A 19334-nucleotide genomic window follows, 5' to 3' on the forward strand; every position below is an offset into this window, starting at 1 on the left:
TGATACCATGAATAAAATCGCTGTGGCCATTGTCCATGGAATGGGGAATCAAAGGGAAAACTTTGCACATGAGATGAAGGACCTGCTCAACGAGGTTATCGAGGAAAAAGGCAGATCAACCGGGAAAAGCGCAAACGAAATGGTATCCATTGTGCCAATCTACTGGGCCGATGTATTTGAACAAGGAGAGGCCGATCTTTATAAAGTGCTTGTGGAGGATAAAAATCTTCGCTTTAAGGAGCTGAGGCGATTTATCATTCATTACCTGGCAGACGCCATTGCCTACCAGCCGGTCGAGACGGCCAAGCATAATTACCACCAGGTTCACCGGAGAGTCGCTGAATCCTTGAGATTATTATCGGAGCAAGCGGGTCATGAAGCTCCGCTTTGCGTAATTGCCCACAGCCTGGGAGCCGTGATTGCCAGCAATTATTTTTACGATCTGCAGATAAAGCCCGAGAATGTCAACTTTCCCCTGGAAAACTTGACTCCACTGGAAAAAGGGGATTCACTGTCCTTGTTTTATACAATGGGTTCCACATTGCCTTTCTGGAGCCTTCGATACGATCAATTTGACAGGCCGATCAACATTCCATCATCCAAAATGGAAGAGCGCTACCCTGGATTAAAAGGCGAGTGGATCAATTTTTATGACCGCGATGACTTGCTGGGATACCCTTTAAAAGAAGTCAGCCCGGAATACCGGAGAGCGGTTACGGAAGACCGTGAAATCAATGCCGGTGGAGTGCTGGACAGCTGGAACCCCTTGTCGCATGCAGCCTATTTCACGGACCGGGATGTCTTGAAGCCCATCGCTGATGGAATTGTGCGCCTTTGGTCACATGTGAACAATGTCAGGTTATAAAGTGAATTGTAAGCGGAAACAGAGAAGAGCGTTCCAGTCAGGGCGCTTTTTTTAGTTGGATTGAGATGGTTGATTTTGTGGTTCATAATACTGTGGGTTAGGCGCGGTATTTATAAAGGTCCTGATAGACGAGTGGTGGCAGTGATAGCGGAGTAAAACCGTCTTTATAAACAGGTTCATAACGCCCGTAATTCAAGAGGGCAGAAGAATAAGGTCGTTATGGATGCCTATAGTGCAAGTGTCGTCAGGAACTTAAAAGTCCTTCTGGACAGAAAAGTATAAATTCCCTTTTTCTTCTTCATCTGTTCATAATTTGTTCATGACTTTTGGCTACAGTTATAGAGGTACAGCCTACCATGAATGAACATAAGCGAACAGCCAATTTGAAGGAGGAAGTTTAAAATGAAAAAGAGGAAATTATTTGGGTATGTTATGACAGGTGCTTTAACGGCAGGTATTATTGGCGGAGCGAGCGTAAATGCTTTTGCAGCAAGTGAAAGTTCTTCCGGTAATTCAGCGAATGCGCTGAATGGAAAAGTCAGTTTGGATGATGAAACAAAGGCGAAAGTCGAGTCCATCATGGAGGAACTTAAAACAAATCTCACTAAGCTTGGGATCGATGTTCCAGAGAAAAAGGATAAGTCTGACAAGTTTGCCAATTTAGATGATGCCACGAAGGAAAAAGCTCAGGCGATCCTGGACCAAAAGAAGCAAGGAAGTATTTCCTCCGAGGAAGCCAAAACCCAATTGGCCGAGCTGGGAATAGAGCTGCCGGAAAAGGGGAAACGAGCGGGTTTCCTGTCCGGCCTGGATGATGCCACGAAGGAAAAAGCCCAGGCCATCCTGGACCAAAAGAAGGAAGGAAGTATTACCTCCGAGGTAGCCAAAACTCAATTGGCCGAGCTGGGAGTAGAGTTGCCGGAAAAGGGACATCGATCCAATTTCCTGTCCGGCCTGGATGATGCGACCAAGAAGAAAGCCCTGGCCATCCTGGACCAAAATAAGGAAGGAACCATAACCGCCGAGGAAGCCAAAACTCAATTGGCCGAACTGGGAGTAGAGCTCCCTGAGAAAGGGAAGCGCTCGGACCTGCTTGAGGGCTTGGATGAAGAAACAAAGGAAAAGGCTCAATCTTTGATCGATGAAGCTGAGAAAGAAGTTGAACAATTAGGTGTAGAACACTTTCACTTTTGAAAATCTCCAGAGCTCGCCAGGTTAACTTCCAATTTTTATCGGGAAAAACTCCAGTGCAACGACTCTATGGGCATAGATACCGCCGTCATCCAAAGCTGTCTATGGAAATATTTTGTGAAAGTCTCTATCGCAATAGGTTAACCAAGCAGAATCCTTCCTGTCGAAATTGGTCCTTTCGCAAGCTTTGTTATGGGGTACCTGACTGCAATGATGAACACCATCTTTATGTGTACAATAACTGAGCACCAATTATAAACACCATCCATTTCTTAGGATGGTGTTTTTCAGCATTTTAACATTAGGGCTGTATCTAGGGTTTTCCCCTTTGATACCTGCTAGAATAATGTCGATGTTATAGATATTGAAAAATAAGTATATGCATATAAAAGAAAGGCAGGATTTTTGCGGAGGAATTCCAAAAGGAATGGGAGGGGAGATTAATAACAATCACAACAAGATCCCGTCCTTCGCATTCTAATCAAACATCAATAGAAATCCCCCTATTGCAAGATGAAGCGATACTAGTGAATGAATTTACATAGATAACTAAGTTAGTAGTTTGTATCTTTTAAGCTATTTTTTTTTCGGTACTCCGAGGGAGTCATTGATGTATGTTTTTTAAACGTCCGATAGAAATGTGGCATGGCCTTAAATCCGCACTGAAATGCGATAGTGGAAATTTTTTCATCAAAATTCAATAACAATTCTTTTGCCAAAAGGACTCGTTTTACTGTGATATACTCTGTTACATTTACACCTACCAGGTTTTTAAAAACACGGCTAAAATGCGCCGGGGAAACAGCAACGCGTTTTGATAGATATTGTAAATCCAAATCAATTTCTAAATGCTGGTCAATATAGATTAACGCCTCTCTGATCCACGCAGGCCCAAAAGTCGATTGTTCAGTTGGAACAGAAGCAATTGGCAGGCAGTGTCTATTCAGGTGCAATAAAATGACATGCAACCAAACTAGCAACGCATTCTCCTGATCTGGATTTGCCATCTCGGCTTCTTTTTTGAGAATGGTCAAATACTGCGTTAATTGCTTATAGTGGTCTGAATGGAAGGAGTACTTGTAATTCTTTCGTCTCTTAGCCTCCTCAAATATCCTCCAATATAAAAAGCTGTTTCCAAAACCAGTATGATTTAATAAAGCCGAGCTGAAGAAAATTGCGGTAGAGGTAAGAAGTTTATCTTTGTCTGGAATCGTACGGTGAATAATATTACTTGGAATCAGGATGATATCCCCTTCATATAAATCATAAAACGTCTGATCGATGAAAAACGTACCGGAGCCTTTATGTATAATGATAACTTCCAGCCATTCATGAGTATGTTCTGGAAGCTCGTGCTGAAGGCCTTTTTTCTGTTTATAGATGATTTGAAAAGGAAATGCCCTCTTGGGTTCAAGTTGTTTGCGGATCGGCGCCATTTCTTGTTCCCCTTTCTGTTCAGACTTATTTTTATCATATCAAAATAAGTTACAAAGATGTCATTTTGAGTCATTTTTATACCAAAAGGCGGGTGATAAAATAAAAAATAGCTACAGGCTAACCTGTTTCATATTGATAGAACGGAAAGGAAGATCATCATTATGGAGTTAAAGGAAAGATCATTTGGTGAAGGAGTTTCGGGTATTGTCATGAACCGAAATGATAGCGTTATCACGCTGCTCCAATCAGTTAAAAAAGATGAAGCGATCACGTTTGACATTGAAGATGAAACTTGCACTTTAACATCGAAAGAAGATGTTGGTTTTGGGCATAAGCTTGCCCTCCGAAAGATTGAAGCAGGAGAAACAATCCTAAAATACGGAGAGTCGATCGGGGTTGCAACAACTTTGATCGAAGCTGGAGAACATGTTCACGTTCATAATCTTATAGGTCTTCGTGGCAGAGGGGACGCTAATAATCTTTTAAAAGGGTGAAGAAAATGAAAACATTCAAAGGATATCGTCGACCAAATGGCAAAGTAGGTATACGAAATCATTTGCTGCTTTTGCCAACGGTTGTGTGTGCCAATCAGGTAGTTAATCGAATTCAGCAGCAGGTGCCCGGTTCTGTTGCAATTCCTCATCAGCATGGATGCAGTCAAGTGGGTGAGGATAAAGAACGGACTCATAAAGTGCTGGTCGGCATGGGTAAAAACCCAAATGTTGGTGCAGTGTTAGTCGTTAGTTTAGGGTGTGAGGTCATGAATGCCGAACAAATTCGCGATGAAATTGCCGAGACAGGTAAACCCGTTATCTGGATTGATATTCAGGATGAAGGAGGCTCAGTCAATACCATCAAAAAAGGAACTGAACTGGCCAAGGAGCTATTACAGCAAATTGAAAATATACCATATGAGAGCGTCCCTCTATCGGAGCTAATTGTCGGGGTGAAATGCGGAGGGTCTGATGCAACCTCTGGGTTATGCAGTAATCCAGCATTGGGAAGAACCTCTGACCTGATAATTGCCGAGGGTGGGAGCATTGTCATGGGTGAAACCACTGAGATTATCGGAGCAGAACATTTGCTGGCTGAAAAAGCGGTGAGTGATGATGTGAAGAAAAAATTATATGACTCCATCGCCCGATTTGAGCGGGAAATCGAAAGGATGGGTGTTGATATGCGAGGCGGTAACCCGAGTCCCGGGAATATTGAGGGTGGATTATCAAGTATTGAGGAGAAGTCCTTAGGGTGCATAAGTAAGGCAGGAACAGCTCCTTTGCAGGGAGTTGTAGACTATGCAAACGAAATACCAGGGGCAGGTTTTTATTTTATGGATTCACCTGGGAATGACATCGAATGTGTTTCAGGGATGGCTGCTGGAGGAGTCCAGCTTGTATGCTTTACGACTGGCCGGGGAACTCCGACCGGGAATCCCATCGTACCTGTTATTAAAATTTCTGGGAATGAAGTAATGGCAAGGCGGATGGCTGACAATATCGATGTGGACACGAGTCCTGTTTTGAAAGGAACAGAGAGTCTCCAGCAAGCCGGTGAACGAGTCTTCAATGAAATTGTCACTGTTGCCTCTGGTCAAGAAACCAAAGCTGAGATACTTGGGCATCAAGAATTCAGTATCAGCCGTATCGGCATCAGCCTTTAAATGAGATAAGGAGCTGTCTTATGAACCGATTATTGAATAAGGTTGCTTTAGTGACCGGGGGAAACCGTGGAATTGGCGAAGCAATCGTTTTGCGATTAGCAGAAGAGGGAGCAGATGTTGCAATTAACTTTAACTCTGATCGTTCTAGGGAACAAGCAGAAGCAGTAAAGAGGAAAGTAGAGGCATTTGGCAGGAGGGCAATGGTCATCCAGGCTGATGTCGGAAGTAAGCGGGAAGTAGAGCGCATGATGGCGGCAGTAGAGGACCAGCTCGGAGAAGTCGAGATCCTGGTCAATAATGCAGGAATAGCTCCCTTTGAGCCTTTTATGCAAGTAACCGAAGAGACGTGGGACCGTACCTTTAATACCAATGTAAAATCAATTTTCCTTACCTCCCAGCTGGCGGCAAAAAAGATGATTCCCAAGCGTTATGGAAAAATCATTAATATCTTATCCACTGCCAGCCTTATGGTCACAAGTCCGGTTATTCCACATTATCAATCCTCTAAAGCAGCGGGGCACATGCTGACAAAAGGGATGGCGATTGAGCTTGGAAAATACAACATTAATGTTAATGCGGTAGGGCCCAGCACTGTTGATACAGATATGTGCACAGATTTTCTGTCTAATCCTGAGATTCGAAGTAAGGAAATCGAAGCAAATCCAATGAAACGTTTGGGAACAGCTAGACAAATAGGGGATGCAGTGGTGTTCCTGGCCTCAAACGAAGCGGAACAAATCAATGGGCATTTAATGATGGTGGATGGTGGTTTGACGGTCAAAGCCGCTCAGCCGGAAGACCACCTTGAACATTAATCGAAATAGAAAGGGGGACAAAAATGAGGTTGAGAGAAAAAGTGGTCCTTATCACGGGAGCTGGCTCAGGTATTGGAAAAAGTACGGCTATCCTGTTTGCAAAAGAAGGAGCTTCCATTATTGTCAATGATCTTAATGAAGGAAGCGGCAATGAAACGGTTTCTGAAATTCGAAAATCAAATGGCGAAGCATTCTTTATTCAAGGTGATGTAACAGAAGCTAACTCAGTAAAAGCAATGGTGGATAAAGCTATCAACAAATATGGGAGAATTGATGTCTTATTTAATAATGCGGGCGTCAGCGGTGTCGGCATGATTCACGAAGTGGACTTGGATGCATGGAATAAAACACTGAATGTCAATATCAATGGCGTGATGCTTCCAAGCAAATATGTCCTTCCTCATATGATGAAGCAAAAGAATGGCTCCATCATCAATATGTCTTCCTGTATTGCTGAAATGGGACTGGCCAAGCGCGCTTCTTACTCCACAACTAAAGGAGCTATATTGGCATTAACGAAATCAATGCAAGTCGATTATGCAGCTTATAATATTCGCGTAAATGCACTATTGCCGGGAACCATATTTACTCCGTTTGTAGAAAAGTACTTAAGTGAGTCTTATGAGAACCCTGAGGAAGCAATCGCCACCATCAAAACCCGCCAACTAAGTGGAGAATTAGGAAGACCGGAGGACGTGGCAAATGCAGCTCTTTTCCTGGCCTCAGATGAATCAAGGTTTATGATGGGTTCTCCTCTTTACATTGACGGCGGCGTAGTATTTGGCAAAAATGCTTAAAAAACCAGGAGGATAAAAATGAAATTTCTAACGTTTAATAAAGAAGGCAAACAGACTCTGGGTGTGAAAATGGATAACAGGATTGTCGATCTTGAAGCAGCATTGGCCGTAAGACCCAGTGATCGAATTCCAACAACTATCATGGATGTAATTGCAGGCGGCGAAGATGCTGTTAATGCCATCGACGACTATATTAGGAATCTTTCAATTGAGGCAGATTCTTCGTTTTTTAAAAATGAAGAAGAAATAAAATGGGCACCATGTGTAACCCAACCAAACAAAATTATTTGTGTAGGATTGAATTATCGAAAGCATGCGGATGAAACCAATGCCGCCTATCCTGAAGTACCTATATTATTCAATAAATTCAACAATACATTAACAGGACATAATTGTGAAATTGCTGTGCCGAAAGTAACCGAGAAGCTGGACTATGAAGTAGAATTAGGAGTTGTAATCGGTAAGGAAGCAAAGTACGTGGAAAAGGAAAACGCTTTGGACCATGTGTTTGGCTATTGCACAGTAAATGACTTATCTGCCAGAGATTTGCAAATGAAAACACCGCAATGGTTATTAGGGAAAACCTGTGATGACTTCAGTCCAATGGGCCCATACCTTGTAACAGCAGATGAAGTTGGGGATCCGAATAATCTTAACTTAAAAACATATGTAAATGGAGAAGTCCGTCAAAATTCCAACACTTCAGATATGATTTTTTACGTAGATAAAATTGTCAGCTATATCTCTCAACATATGACTCTTACACCAGGAGACGTTATATTGACTGGGACACCTGAGGGGGTCGTCCTGGGATACCCATCCGAAAAACAAGTTTATATAAAACCTGGTGATGAGGTAACTGTTGAAATTGAAAAACTAGGGAAATTAACCAATAGGTTTGTTGAAGAAAAGTAGTTATATATTGCTATATAAGGATAGGAGTACGAAAGTTGAATCTTAGTTTTCGTACTCTGTTTTAGTTTTTAATAAACTTGTTCCAAGAAGGGTATTTTTTTATTCTAAAGATAATACTCTCTCTCTAAAAATTCCATTTTCGCAATTTAACTTAAAGTTCCAGGTATTATGCTTTCTAATATTCTATTGTTTTATATTCTTATCGAAGGAGAGGGGTTTTAAGTTTGTTATGAAACTTGACGCACATCAACATTTTTGGGTTTACAACAAGTCGGAGTATGGCTGGATTAGCGAGGAAATGTCTGAGCTGCGGCGCGATTATTTACCTGAAGATCTTAATATAGTATTAAAATCAATAGACTTTGACGGCGCTGTTGTTGTTCAAGCACGGCAACATGTAGATGAAACCCAGTGGCTTTTAGAATTAGCTAAGGAATATGACTTTATAAAAGGCATTGTTGGGTGGGTTGATTTAAATTCTCCAAACGTTATTGAACAATTAAAACTTTTTGGTGATAATCCCTATTTAAAAGGGATCCGTCATGTGGTACATGATGAACCAGATGACCGGTTTATGCTAAGAGAAGATTTTCAAAGAGGAATAAGCGCACTCCACGACTTCGGACTTACATATGATCTGCTGATATATCCTCGGCATTTACCCTGCGCAATTGATCTTGTCAAAAAGTTCCCTGAACAACCCTTTGTTTTAGACCATATTGGGAAGCCTGATATTAAAAATAAGAAATTTTCGCCTTGGAAAGAAGACCTTCAAAGGCTGGCGGCACACGATCATGTATATGTAAAATTATCAGGAATGGTCACCGAGGCAAGTTGGAAGAATTGGAGAGCAGAGGACTTCAAAGATTATTTGGACATTGTGTTTCAAGCATTTGGTCCAAATAGGATCATGATTGGTTCAGATTGGCCTGTTTGTACTGTTAGTAACCGGTATGAAACAGTCATGGGAATAGTCCTCGATTATGTCGACAACTTTGCGCCTGAGTATAAGGATCAAATATTAGGAGAAAATTGTGCTAGATTTTATCATATTTCCTCCAAATAACTTTCTTTGATTTAAATCAGACATTTAAGGACTGGAAGCGTATTATGAAGTGAAACGCTGTCTAGAAATCGCCAATACAAGCATTGCTGAAAGAAGACTTCGGCTTACAGAACGATGAAGTGGAGCGTGAAAAATTACTCCGTGGAGAAATCTATTTATCTAAGAATCCATTCAGGGGGAATTAAGTCATGGGACGGCATTCTTATTTTATCTTCTTATTTTACTAGTTTTTTCCTTCCATATGCTATGATAGTAACAAGTCAATCTTTTGAAGAGGAATTTTGCGATGAATAAATGGGGACAACTGACTCTGGTACTGATTTCTGTATTGTTTACTTCCTATCAAAAGCTGGTGTACGGAGAGCCTTTTTTCACTGCGGATTTTCTTATTTTTTCCCTCATCGCCTGGCTTGTAGGGTGGCAATATGACCTGGCTCGTTTTTATGGGAAGAAGGCGCATTCCAGTGAAGTAAGTTATAAGCAATTGATTGATTCCTTGCTGGAGATTGTCGTAATCCATAGCAACTCTGTCATCCTTTACGCGAATCAGGCGGCTGTCAGTGCAGCTGGGGCAAAGAGCAAGGAAGAGGTTATAGGGTTGTCGATTTTTGACTTTATTCCAGCCGAATATGAAGAAAGGCTGAGGGAGCGCATCCGCCTTGCAATGAAAGAACAGAAGCCCCTTCATAATATGGAACACAAGGTAAAACGCCTTGACCAGACAACGTTTTTCTTAGAAGTATCTTCGCAGCGGATTGTTTTTTTCGGCGAAGAGGCCGTGCTGTCGATTGGAAAGGATGTCTCTGAACGGAAAGCCCAGACGGAACGGCTTCTGCAAAAATCTGAAAAGCTGGCACTTTTGGGCCAGATGGCTGCGGGTATTGCCCATGAGATCCGCAATCCTCTCACATCCATAAAAGGATTTGTTCAGCTATTCAAGGACCAGAACCAGCAAAAAGAATATTATGACATTGTATTGTCCGAGCTGGACAGGATCAATGCCATTGTCGGCGAATTCCTGGTCCTGGCCAAACCCAGTGCAGCAGTTTATTCCGAACAGGATGTAAAAGAATTGATCAGGGATGTAGTGACTTTATTCAACAACCAGTCACTTTTAAACAACGTCCAAATCTTTGTGGAATTTGACAGGGATTTGCCCATGATCAGCTGTGAACAGAATCAGCTGAAGCAGGTGCTCCTCAATCTTTTAAAAAATGCAATCGAAGCAATGCCAATGGGAGGCATTGTTGAAATCAGGGCAATGGCAAAGGAAGACGGAAAAATCTCCATTCAGGTTACCGACCAGGGCATGGGGATCCCGGAGGACCGAATCCCGACCCTTGGAGAGCCTTTCTATACCACAAAAGAAAAGGGGACAGGCCTAGGTCTGATGACCTCCTATAAAATCATTGAAAGCCATAATGGAGAGTTAGTAATCTCCAGTAAAGTCAATGAGGGCACTACAATTGAAATCATTCTTCCAGCATTGACTCAAGAATATATCAAATCTACTTAATTCTTTTCATAAAAAAAAGCGGGAGGAAGACTTTCCCACTTTTTTTATGGTTAAGTAAAAATTGAAAGGAAACGCTTACATTTTCTAGGAGATGATTCCTTTTCGAAACAGCTCGCTTACTGCATGCGGGCGGTTTTGAACGCCAAGCTTTGAAATAGCAGACTTCACATACTGCTTAACCGTCAATTCACTGATATTCATTGAGTCCGCCATTTCCTTTGTGCTTTCTCCCCACGAAATCCGTTTCATAACCTCAAGCTCTCGTTTACTCAATTCTTGCGAAGGGGTATGGCTCGTGTTCTTTTCGAGAACACTTCCTACTACCTTTCCGAATGCAGTAAACGAAGAAAGCATTTTATCATCGAAAGCAGCCTTTTGGGTGAATTCATTGGTGAGGTAATATCCAATGACAACACTGTGGAAGGAAATCGGGACAATCAGCATGGAGGTAACGGTGGATGCGAAGGTGTACTTGCTGCTGGCTTGTTTGAAGTATTCAATCCCGGTACAGTATTTAGCCTTCCGCTCCTGAATCGAGGAAAAAATAATCGGCAAGGAGCGGATGTCATCCCTGATCTCCCGTATGTGGATAAGTTCAGTCGGTGTTAGCAGAACAATGCCCTCCGCAAGGTACCCGATGGAAGAATAACGGAATAAGTAACAATTTTTCACAGGAAATGTCTCCATATATAATTCCATGGATTGGTATAAAAGGTCATCCTGGTTCGTTATGTTTTCCAGTTTACGAATCTTCTCTTCTAGCATCCTTCCATCTCCTTTCTAGAGATAGTATACATAAAATACAAAGAATTTTCTATATATTCCAAAAACTATATTTGCTAGTTTTTTAAAAGGAAATCTTGGTGGTTGGGGGATATAGAAGCGGACGGAACTGTAACGGAAATGCAAGACGATGGATGCTTGCCTGTGGTTGGTGGAAAAGAGGATGGTGGGGTCATGCCAAGAGAAAATGCGTGCCCGGACTTGGTGGGAAAAGGGGAGGGAGGTAACGCAAAAGCAAATGCAAGGATCTACATGCCCGTCCGCCATGAATGTCAAATGCCAAGGTCACGTAGGAAGGCTCTATGTCCCCGTTCCTCAGGAAAACAGAGGGGTAAGGTCACGTAGAAAGGCTCTATATCCCCGTTCCTCAGGAAAACAGAGGGGTAAGGTCACGTAGAAAGGCTCTATGTCCCCGTTCCTCAGAAAAACCGAAGGGTAAGGTCACGTAGGAAGGCTCTATATCCCCATTTCCCCAGGGAACCCCAAGGCTGAAGTTACATAGAAAGGCTCAATGTGCCTTTTTTCAGTTAAACCCCATGGCGGAGGTCACGTAGAGAGGCCTTAGTTGCCTGTTCTCCAAGAAACCCGAAAACCAAATTTATATAGAGAGGCTCTAGTTGCCTATTCGCCGGGAAAACCAAAACCTGAGGTCACGTAGAAAGAAACTGTTCCAGATTACCGGAAAAACTCGAGGTCACAAAGAAAGATACTGATCCTGATTCCCCAGAAGAACCGATAAAAGCCCCACTAGCGAGCTCACAAAACTATGAATATAACAGCTTGTCCTATAATAAGAACTCTGCCCCCACTTCCATGTAAGCTCCCCTGACAACTGAATTGTTGTGGCTATTTTAGTTGGTTAGATGACTGTAAGCTACTAAAGAGCAGGGGTAATTGACGAAAAAAGTGAAGGATGAATCCTTAATAGATTCAAACTGTTATTAGAAGGTTGGGGAACAGTTTTTAGATAAGCTCTCCAAAAGAATTGCCAAGCTTTCTTTTAAGGAAGTAGGTGAAGCAAAGAATAAAAGAGAGTAGATAACCATAAAAATATTATGTAAATTAATATGGTGCATCTATCGATAAACCAATTCCTTTATTATCCATATCATAATTTTATGATAATTTTACATTAAAATTACACTTCAAATGTTTAACCGTTTACAGTGCGAAAGTTCTAAAAATTCACGTGTATTTAGACCTACTAAATTGGATTATTAAGCTGATAAAATTCCTCTAAGAATTTTTACATAGTTCATTATTACCATTATTAAAAATATTTACACTAGTTTAAAAGAATTCTGCTATATTTAAGTTTAGAGCCGAGTTAGCAAGCTCAAATTAAATAGAGGGATGGATGGAACGAATGAAATCGGGGAGCAAAAATAGGGGTAAAATGATTTTATCTAGTACACTTGCACTTGGTGTGCTGGCAGCACCTTTAGTGCCAACGAATGTACTTGCTGCAAAACCTTCCACAGACAAGATTCAATCTAAGGTTGAACTTCGTATCATGGAGACGACTGACATTCACACAAATCTATTAAACTATGATTATTACAAGAATGCTGAAGCACCTAAGGTTGGGCTGGCTCAAACAGCCACGCTGATCAAACAAGCCCGGGCAGAAGTAGACAACTCCGTGCTGGTGGACAATGGAGATTTGATTCAAGGTACACCCCTTGGCACATATAAAGCCAAAATCGATCCACTGGAAGAGGGAGAAGAGCATCCGGCCATTAAAGCGATGAATATGCTGGACTATGATGTAGCAACGCTCGGAAACCATGAGTTCAACTATGGCCTCGAATTCCTTGACGAAGTCTATGACGATGCAGAGTTCCCTGTCATCAATGCCAACGTCTATGTAGACGACAAAGACAGCAATCCGGACAATGACGTTAATAAATTCACTCCATTTAAAATTGTTGATAAAAAAGTCAAAGATGAAAACGGAAAGACGAATGTCATTCAAGTCGGTTACATTGGTTTCGTTCCTCCTCAAATCAATGAGTGGGATAAGGCCCATCTGGATGGCAAGGTTATCACTAAAAATATTATTGAATCTGCGAAAAAATATATTCCTCAAATGAAGGAAGCCGGAGCAGATGTCGTTATTGCTATGGCTCACTCCGGTTTTAGCGGAAGTGAAGCCAACACAGAAGATACGATATATGCACTTAGCAAAGTTGAGGGAATTGATGCGATCACCTTCTCGCACACACATAAAGTATTCCCCGCAAAGGATGAGACAAGCCTGGATGCCTTATTCAAGGGCGCGGATGGAAAACCGCTTCCTGGCGTTGATAACGAAAAAGGGACCATCAATGGCGTAGCGGCGGTCCAAGCCGGCTATGGCGGCGGTTCACTGGGAATCATTGACTTGCAATTACAGAAAGTAAAGGGCAAATGGTCGGTTGCGGGCTCCAAGTCATCTACAAAATCGGTGGATAACGTGAAACCGGATCAAGCCATTGTAAAGGCAGTAACAGCTGATCACGACGCAACCATCCAGTATGTGAACACACCAATCGGAACAACAACAGACGATATCTACAGCTACTTTGCACTAGTGCAGGATGACCCATCAATCCAGGTCGTGACCAATGCCCAAAAATGGTATGTCGAAAAGTATATCGCGTTGAACAAGCCTGAACTGAAGGACTTGCCAATTTTATCTGTAGGGGCGCCTTTCAAAGCTGGCCGTAACGGTGTGGAAGAATACACTGAAATCAATAAAGGGGACTTGACGATCCGCAGTGCCGGTGACCTTTACCTTTATGACAACACGCTGAAAGCAGTGAAAATCAAGGGTTCCGTTGTAAAAGAATGGATCGAGATGACTGCTGGGAAATTCAATACCATTGATCCTTCAAAAACAACTGAACAAGCATTATTGGATCCAGCGTTCCCTGTATACAACTTTGATGTCATTGACGGGGTGGAATACCAGATCGATGTGACAAAGCCAGCGAGATATGATTCGAAGGGTGTTCTCATTAATCCTGACTCCAGCCGTGTCGTAAACCTTGAGTATAACGGCGAATCGGTGGATCCTGACCAGGAATTCATTGTTGTCACGAACAATTACCGTGCTGGCGGAGGCGGAAACTTCCCAGGATTAAAGGGAAGCGAGCTTGTGGTTGATTCTGCGGATGAAAACCGTCAAGTGCTGATGGACTATATTTCTGAAGTAAAAGAAATCACTCCAACGGCAGATAACAACTGGTCCATCGCCCCAATCTCCGGTGACGTAAACGTAACGTTCACTACTTCGCCTAAGGCTGAAAAATACATTGGTGAAGGCAGCCCGTTCTCTTATACTGGCAAGACTGATAGCAATGGGTTTGGGATTTTCAAATTTGACCTCAACCGCGGCGTCAAAGTCCAGCTTTTGGGCGTAAATGACCTTCATGGACAGCTTGACACTGTTACAAAAGTAAGCGGCCAAAACGCAGGACATATCGAATATACGGCAGCGGCATTGAAGCAGGAAGAAGCAACAAATCCAAACACACTTATGCTGCACGCTGGTGACATGGTTGGCGGAAGCCCGCTGATTTCTGCCCTGTTCCAGGATGAGCCAACGATCGAAATCCTGGAGGAAATTGGTTTCGATGCTGGGACATTAGGAAACCATGAGTTTGATGAAGGAATTGACGAGCTGAAGCGCATGATCAACGGCGGCGACCATCTGAATGGTACACAAGGCTATGATGGCATTGATTTTCCGCTTGTAGCAGCAAATGCCTATGATACAAGAGACGGCAAGCTGATCACCGAACCATATACCGTACTGGAGACAGGCGGCCAAAAAATTGGTGTCATAGGGGTAGTAACCCAGGAAACTCCAACACAGATCGTCAGAAAAGGGAACGAAACCCTTGAAATCACGGACGAAGCTGCAGCCATCAACAAATATACTGCTGAGCTAAAAGATCAAGGCGTTGAAGCCATCGCTGTTCTTGCCCATAATCCTGCTATTCAGACAGGCTATACGGATGCTTTTGATGCAAGTAGAATTGCTGAGCAGGTCAACGACGAAGTAGATGTTATTTTTGCTGCTCATAACCACGTAAAGGTAAACCGCGTGGTAGACAACAAGCTGATTGTCCAGGCGTATTCCTATGGTTCAGCTTACTCCGATGTAGAAGTTGAAATTGATCCGACAACGGGGGACATCTATAAAAAGTCAGCTGAAATCAAGACTGTATTTCAAAATGACTATACTCCAGATCCGGAGGTAGTTGCAATCATGGACAAGTATGAAGAAAAAGCGGAGCCAATCAAGGCACAGGTAGTCGGCCAGTCTCTGACCACTCTTGAAAAAGGCTACCCAACCGTCGCAAAAGAATTTGGAGACCTCGGCCTAGGAAACCTGATTGCAGATGGCATGGTGGCTGCTATGGATGCTGACTTCGCGATGATGAACGGGGGAGGCGTGCGCTCGCCGCTTGAAGCAGGTGAAGTTTCCTACGGTGACTTGTTCGCAATCCAGCCATTCGGAAATGTATTGAACAAAGTGAAGCTCAGCGGTGCGGACATCCGGGTCATCCTGGATGAACAGATTACCACTCGCGGACTTGATTACCATATTGCAGGCTTCAAGTACACATACAAGTATGATGATGCTGCTAAAACAGGCCAAGTCGTTGATATCACATTGCCTGATGGAACGCCAGTCGATCCAGCAAAAGAATACACAGTGGTTGTCAACAACTATATGTATGGCAATATCTCGACAAGCATCGGCAAGCTTTCCACTGACATGGAAGTGGGTCCAATCGACCTGGATGCAACCGTCGACTATGTTAAGTCCTTGACTTCTCCAATTGACTACAAGGCAGAAGGAAGAATTACAAGGGTTAACTAATTTAAAAGGACTGCAGGGATTGTTAGAATCTTTGCAGTCTTTTTTTAGGTTAGTAAGAATGGTACATTTGTTGCGATGGCATCTGACCAGGCAGAAGACAGAGTGTTGCTAGGTAGATTAAAGTAACCAATATAGATTAAATTGCTTTAAAATAGCCCAGCATAAACAAAAGTTACTTATAAATCACAAAGTGTCAGCGGGAAAGCTGAAAAGGCGTCTACTGTTTATTTGTATAAAAAAAGGAAAAAATTAAAAAAATAGTTTATTCTATAAGGAATTTTAGAATTTCCAAGCAAGAAAAAGGTATTTCTTTAACATATTATGCAGTTGAATCCTGCAGGCAACAAGAGTAAAGCAACAAAGGTGACTGTAAAATAAATATAAAGATGTGGAGTAATAAATTAGCCTTCTTTCATTACTGAAAGGGGCTTTTCCTGATACTCCAGTCCATGTGAATATCAATTAAGGATATTTTTTTGTCCTTAAAGTTCAGTTTTTCCTAAGAAAGACAGTTTGCCGGTTAATAAACCGTATTCCGAGTCAAACTAAGTAGAAGTTTATTGGGTTTAAAGGAAGTGTCTAGGATGGACTTTTTTCAAAGCCAGGAATCTTTGACCGCTATGGAATGGGTTCTTCGGGCTGTGGTGGCTTTTATTTTCTTGGTAATTGTTGCGAGAGTACTGGGGCAGCGTGCCATCGCCCAGCTAAGGCTGCTGGATTTCGTCATGGCGCTCGTGATTGGGAATATTATCGCCCATCCTTTATCAGATGAAGATCTGGGGCTGAAAGGATCCGTCATTACGACGGTTGTCCTGGTGGCTCTGTATCTGGGAGGCATATATTTGCTCTTGCGGTGGCCGTGGTTCCGAAGGCTGCTGAATTCCGCACCGATTACGATCATTGAGGACGGAGAAATTTTATATAAAAGTTTAAATAAAGCCAGAATCTCAATTGATGTTTTATTAGAAGAGTTGCGGGAGGCAAAGGTAGAGGATATAAAAAAGGTTGCACTGGCCAATTGGGAAGCAAACGGGAAAATTTCATTTTTTTTACATCCTAAGTATGAACCGGTGACGCCCGCATTTTTAAAGATGGAAGCAGATTCTTTCGATTTCCCGCGGACGATTATAAAAGAAGGAAGATTGAATATTGAGGAATTGGAAAAAACCCATAAGGATGAAGAATGGGTCGTTTCATTCCTAAAACGGAATTACCAGACTGAAATTAAAAATGTACTGTTAGCCACTCTTGACCGGAAAGAGAAATTAAAGGTGTTTTTATATAAATAACGAAATGGTACGTACGCTTCAGGAGGAGCAGATATGGATATTTATCAAAGGATTTGGGATGCAGATATGATGGGCAACGGCATCCGGCCAATTACAGCCAAGGAAAATAGAAACCTGTCAGAGGGCTTTGTTGTGGTAGATCTGGAAAGCTGTGGCCCAGAGCATTCACTTTTCAAGGAAGTCCATATACCAGACCACAAAAGAGGCAGCTATCAATTGGTTGAAAAGCTGTTTGATAACTATGCCTTAGATCAAACCAGAAAAGAGAGAAGCAACAGGAGTGAATCAAGGGAAGTGCAGGAGTTTTTACTCACGGCAATGGAAACTCCTCCTCTCCGGGTCGCGAAGGAATATATGGAGAAAACGTCAGGTGTCCAAATTGGTGATCAGGAGTGGTATACCTATTTGCATGACCGCTGGTTTCGGCAATTTAACTGGGACAGCGGAAAAGACTTATCCGGCTTTGAACATGTGTTCATTGGAGAACAGAATCGAAAAAGGCTGGTTGGACACCATTTTTGGTATAAATACTATCTTGAGGACAATCCCGATCTGAACAAGCTTCATCAGGACCAGATTGAACTGGATTGCCTAAACCTTGAGATACAAAAGAGAACAGCTCCGTATGTCTTAACGATGGGCTACCATTTAAAGGCCTTTGATTATGAAAAAAGGCGTTTCATTGATATCTCAAAAAAGAGGTGCGGATTCTTTGTTGGAATGAGTGCAGAAGGCCTTCTGGCTTTAGGAACTGTCCGGGCCATGTTAAATGAGGAGGCCGTCGAATATTTCACTTTGAATGGTGTAAAGTACCAGCTGGAATTATTCATGAGTCCTGATAACAAATGCATCCGAACTTTTTATACGATGAGTGAAAACCTTGACTCATGAAAGGTTCCCGGCTAGCACCAATGAGCAGACTCATGATCTATTCGATTTTCACCTTAATATGATCAACAGCATTGTATCCGTAGCCTTTCCGGTTCCAGAAAGGCTGGCTTGGCTGTTTCCGTTTAAAGGAATCACTAGCACGCGACATGATCTTGTATTCACCACGTTCGGCGGCCGTCCATTTATAGGACCACCGAACCCAGCTATATTCTGTGCTGCCATGCCTTTGTATTTCGGCCTGTTTCCATGTGTGCCCCTTGTCCAGACTGACCTCAACCATGGTAATGCGGCCTTTGCCAGTCCAGGCGATTCCGTTAATGATATGGGTTCCGGCATTTAAAATATCCATATCCTTAGGGTTTTGGATGGTGGAATTCACATTCATCTCGGTGACAGGTCTTGCATCTTTTTCGTTATCTTTATGTGGATAGTAAACATAGTCGATGGACTGAAAAGGTCCAGAAAATTCTGAGTCCATGACAGTAATGTGCTTGATCCATTTAACAGAAGCCATAGCGTACCATTGCGGGGCAATAAGTCTTAAGGGGTAGCCATGCTGAAAGGGAATGGGCCTGCCATTGAATTCATAGGCTATTATTGTATCAGAATCCATTGCCTTCTCCAGAGGCAGGCTTCTCGCATATGGGTAGACTTGATTCAGGTCGCTCCTTGGTCCATAATCATACCCCTCGACGACCACCTCTTTGGCCCCTTCTTTTATTCCTGCACTTTCAAGGAGTATGCGGAGAGGGACACCTTTCCAGACGGCCTGGCTGATTGCTCCTTTGTCCCATTGCTCACCATAGACTTTTGGGTTAAAAAGACGGCGTTTGTTTCCGGCACATTCCAGGACAATTTTAATTGTTTTGGAGGGGAAGCGGAAGAGGTCGTCCATTGAAAACAGTTTTGAGCGGGTTACGGCGCCACCAATTGGAAGCCAATAGCTGTTAAAAGGAAAAACTGGGTATAAAAAATGATTTCGCCTGTAAAATAAACGGCTATCAACTGTATCACTTTCGATAAACTCTATGGGTGATTCCTGATTTTCCGGTAGTAAACTCTTTGTGGTCAGAAACGGCTGTACCCAGGAACGGTGGGAATTCATCGGCATTCCTCCTATATGAAGACAACTAGTTACAAATTATGCTGCTGTTGCTCAAAATATCTCTGGAAGGGAATATAGAAGGATTTTTGCACTTAACCTATTTTTAACAATTAAATCATACTGAGTTTTCA

The 19334-nt window shown here is 42.5% G+C and carries 15 protein-coding genes; 12 read left to right on the forward strand and 3 right to left on the reverse strand.

Annotated elements, in window-relative coordinates:
- The first annotated feature begins 7 nt into the window (after positions 1-7).
- Together EV146_RS12660 and EV146_RS12665 are read left to right on the forward strand one after the other, a co-directional pair.
- Positions 8-865: a chemotaxis protein gene (locus EV146_RS12660; RefSeq protein WP_132006591.1), complete on the forward strand. Its 858-nt coding sequence runs from the start codon at positions 8-10 to the stop codon at positions 863-865.
- Positions 866-1267: 402 nt separating this feature from the next.
- Positions 1268-2059, forward strand: coding sequence for a hypothetical protein (locus tag EV146_RS12665; RefSeq protein WP_132006594.1), 792 nt, complete (start codon positions 1268-1270; stop codon positions 2057-2059).
- A 551-nt stretch (positions 2060-2610) separates the two neighbouring features.
- On the opposite strand, the gene EV146_RS12670 is transcribed toward EV146_RS12665, so the two are convergent.
- On the reverse strand, positions 2611-3492 hold the full coding sequence (locus EV146_RS12670) for an AraC family transcriptional regulator (protein ID WP_132006597.1): 882 nt from the start codon (positions 3490-3492) through the stop codon (positions 2611-2613).
- 162 nt (positions 3493-3654) lie between these two features.
- Here EV146_RS12670 and EV146_RS12675 point away from each other — a divergent pair, with 162 nt between their 5' ends.
- The 7 genes from EV146_RS12675 (at position 3655) to EV146_RS12705 (ending at position 10262) form a co-directional block, all read left to right on the forward strand.
- On the forward strand, positions 3655-3987 hold the full coding sequence (locus EV146_RS12675; RefSeq protein WP_241993902.1) for a UxaA family hydrolase: 333 nt from the start codon (positions 3655-3657) through the stop codon (positions 3985-3987).
- A gap of 5 nt (positions 3988-3992) precedes the next feature.
- A complete protein-coding gene (locus EV146_RS12680) occupies positions 3993-5153 on the forward strand; it encodes a UxaA family hydrolase (RefSeq protein ID WP_132006600.1) in 1161 nt (386 codons plus the stop codon).
- Positions 5154-5173: 20 nt separating this feature from the next.
- On the forward strand, positions 5174-5968 hold the full coding sequence (locus EV146_RS12685; protein ID WP_132006603.1) for an SDR family NAD(P)-dependent oxidoreductase: 795 nt from the start codon (positions 5174-5176) through the stop codon (positions 5966-5968).
- A 23-nt stretch (positions 5969-5991) separates the two neighbouring features.
- Positions 5992-6765 carry an SDR family NAD(P)-dependent oxidoreductase gene (locus EV146_RS12690; protein ID WP_132006606.1) on the forward strand — a complete coding sequence of 258 codons (774 nt, stop codon included), beginning with the start codon at positions 5992-5994 and terminating at the stop codon, positions 6763-6765.
- An 18-nt stretch (positions 6766-6783) separates the two neighbouring features.
- A complete protein-coding gene (locus EV146_RS12695; RefSeq protein ID WP_132006609.1) occupies positions 6784-7680 on the forward strand; it encodes a fumarylacetoacetate hydrolase family protein in 897 nt (298 codons plus the stop codon).
- 229 nt (positions 7681-7909) lie between these two features.
- On the forward strand, positions 7910-8746 hold the full coding sequence (locus tag EV146_RS12700) for an amidohydrolase family protein (protein ID WP_132006612.1): 837 nt from the start codon (positions 7910-7912) through the stop codon (positions 8744-8746).
- 286 nt (positions 8747-9032) lie between these two features.
- Positions 9033-10262 carry an ATP-binding protein gene (locus EV146_RS12705; protein WP_132006615.1) on the forward strand — a complete coding sequence of 410 codons (1230 nt, stop codon included), beginning with the start codon at positions 9033-9035 and terminating at the stop codon, positions 10260-10262.
- A gap of 84 nt (positions 10263-10346) precedes the next feature.
- Here EV146_RS12705 and EV146_RS12710 read toward each other — a convergent pair whose 3' ends face one another.
- Entirely contained in the window at positions 10347-11027 is a 681-nt protein-coding gene (locus tag EV146_RS12710; RefSeq protein ID WP_132006618.1) for a LuxR C-terminal-related transcriptional regulator, read from the reverse strand.
- Between the two features lie 1384 nt (positions 11028-12411).
- On the opposite strand from EV146_RS12710, the gene EV146_RS12715 reads away from it, so the two are divergent.
- The 3 genes from EV146_RS12715 (at position 12412) to EV146_RS12725 (ending at position 18098) form a co-directional block, all read left to right on the forward strand.
- Positions 12412-15918 (forward strand): bifunctional 2',3'-cyclic-nucleotide 2'-phosphodiesterase/3'-nucleotidase, encoded by a 3507-nt coding sequence (locus EV146_RS12715; protein WP_132006924.1) that lies wholly within the window; start codon positions 12412-12414, stop codon positions 15916-15918.
- A 584-nt stretch (positions 15919-16502) separates the two neighbouring features.
- Entirely contained in the window at positions 16503-17207 is a 705-nt protein-coding gene (locus EV146_RS12720; RefSeq protein WP_132006621.1) for a DUF421 domain-containing protein, read from the forward strand.
- A 33-nt stretch (positions 17208-17240) separates the two neighbouring features.
- The gene (locus EV146_RS12725) at positions 17241-18098 is read left to right on the forward strand and encodes a hypothetical protein (RefSeq protein WP_132006624.1); all 858 of its coding nucleotides are present in this window, start codon (positions 17241-17243) and stop codon (positions 18096-18098) included.
- Between the two features lie 37 nt (positions 18099-18135).
- Here the strand turns inward: EV146_RS12725 and EV146_RS12730 are convergent, their stop codons facing one another.
- Positions 18136-19203 carry a sulfite oxidase gene (locus EV146_RS12730; RefSeq protein WP_132006627.1) on the reverse strand — a complete coding sequence of 356 codons (1068 nt, stop codon included), beginning with the start codon at positions 19201-19203 and terminating at the stop codon, positions 18136-18138.
- Between the last annotated feature and the right edge of the window lie 131 nt (positions 19204-19334).

The organism is Mesobacillus foraminis (genome assembly GCF_004340465.1).
Lineage (GTDB): Bacteria > Bacillota > Bacilli > Bacillales > Cytobacillaceae > Mesobacillus_B > Mesobacillus_B foraminis.

Excerpts from the sequence above, each read along its gene's own strand:
- EV146_RS12665 (WP_132006594.1), top strand. The coding sequence starts at position 1,268 with ATGAAAAAGAGGAAATTATTTGGGTATGTTATGACAGGTGCTTTAACG.
- EV146_RS12720 (WP_132006621.1), top strand. The coding sequence starts at position 16,503 with ATGGACTTTTTTCAAAGCCAGGAATCTTTGACCGCTATGGAATGGGTT.
- EV146_RS12730 (WP_132006627.1), bottom strand. The coding sequence starts at position 19,203 with ATGAATTCCCACCGTTCCTGGGTACAGCCGTTTCTGACCACAAAGAGT.
- EV146_RS12690 (WP_132006606.1), top strand. The coding sequence starts at position 5,992 with ATGAGGTTGAGAGAAAAAGTGGTCCTTATCACGGGAGCTGGCTCAGGT.
- EV146_RS12680 (WP_132006600.1), top strand. The coding sequence starts at position 3,993 with ATGAAAACATTCAAAGGATATCGTCGACCAAATGGCAAAGTAGGTATA.
- EV146_RS12705 (WP_132006615.1), top strand. The coding sequence starts at position 9,033 with ATGAATAAATGGGGACAACTGACTCTGGTACTGATTTCTGTATTGTTT.
- EV146_RS12660 (WP_132006591.1), top strand. The coding sequence starts at position 8 with ATGAATAAAATCGCTGTGGCCATTGTCCATGGAATGGGGAATCAAAGG.
- EV146_RS12675 (WP_241993902.1), top strand. The coding sequence starts at position 3,655 with ATGGAGTTAAAGGAAAGATCATTTGGTGAAGGAGTTTCGGGTATTGTC.
- EV146_RS12695 (WP_132006609.1), top strand. The coding sequence starts at position 6,784 with ATGAAATTTCTAACGTTTAATAAAGAAGGCAAACAGACTCTGGGTGTG.
- EV146_RS12670 (WP_132006597.1), bottom strand. The coding sequence starts at position 3,492 with ATGGCGCCGATCCGCAAACAACTTGAACCCAAGAGGGCATTTCCTTTT.
- EV146_RS12700 (WP_132006612.1), top strand. The coding sequence starts at position 7,910 with ATGAAACTTGACGCACATCAACATTTTTGGGTTTACAACAAGTCGGAG.
- EV146_RS12715 (WP_132006924.1), top strand. The coding sequence starts at position 12,412 with ATGAAATCGGGGAGCAAAAATAGGGGTAAAATGATTTTATCTAGTACA.
- EV146_RS12725 (WP_132006624.1), top strand. The coding sequence starts at position 17,241 with ATGGATATTTATCAAAGGATTTGGGATGCAGATATGATGGGCAACGGC.
- EV146_RS12685 (WP_132006603.1), top strand. The coding sequence starts at position 5,174 with ATGAACCGATTATTGAATAAGGTTGCTTTAGTGACCGGGGGAAACCGT.
- EV146_RS12710 (WP_132006618.1), bottom strand. The coding sequence starts at position 11,027 with ATGCTAGAAGAGAAGATTCGTAAACTGGAAAACATAACGAACCAGGAT.